This is a genomic window from Neobacillus paridis, from assembly GCF_016765675.1.
Taxonomy (GTDB): Bacteria; Bacillota; Bacilli; order Bacillales; family Cytobacillaceae; genus Neobacillus; species Neobacillus paridis.
The window spans coordinates 1-612 of the sequence record NZ_JAESWB010000073.1 but is presented as its reverse complement, the minus strand read 5'-3'; the positions used below and the strand labels follow the sequence as shown (position 1 = coordinate 612).

1 protein-coding gene is annotated in these 612 nt (G+C 50.2%); it reads right to left on the bottom strand.

From position 1 onward, the window contains the following. Window positions 1-271: 271 nt before the first annotated feature. Window positions 272-517 (bottom strand): hypothetical protein, encoded by a 246-nt coding sequence (locus JK635_RS05890; protein WP_202653060.1) that lies wholly within the window; start codon window positions 515-517, stop codon window positions 272-274. Window positions 518-612: the final 95 nt, after the last annotated feature.

The window sequence follows — 612 nt, the reverse complement described above, 5'->3', positions numbered from 1 at the left end:
CGGATCGCGCAGTGATGCTGCCCAGGATAGCAACGATGCAAATCGTGCAAGGCATGCCTATCCGGGTTTTGCTGAACTCAACTCAGGCCACGCTTGCTTCAAAAAAATATCGCGGGTAGCCCTGTGCAACACAGGTCAATTATTTCCTGGAGCTCATTCATAAAATTACCAATTTGGCTCTGGACAAATTTCATTTTGACCTGGACAATTTGCCAAAAACGAACTGTATTGCCCATTATTTCCCCGATACTGCTGCTGACTTCAAGGCCGATTATTTTCCTTGGTGCCGGCCAATCGAATGCACATATCGATTCGATACCGGCTTGGGAAAGAAAGCCATGTTTCTACTGCGACGACACCACGGATCTTGCGCCACTCCCAGCAGTTGAATGGCTGACGAGTCAGACAAGGTGGAGCGGGAGCGGCGGCTCAAGTTGGTTGACGGCTCACCGGCTCCGGTTAGTGCCGGGACATGCAGCGCTTTGAGGCTTGCTGTGCTGCACCTGATTGTAGTCATCTATATTTGTCCATGACAAAAATGAGCAATGATGGCCAAACGGTTGAACAGAGATGGTCTTGCATTGAGGCCATGCATGCCATGCGCATCATGTG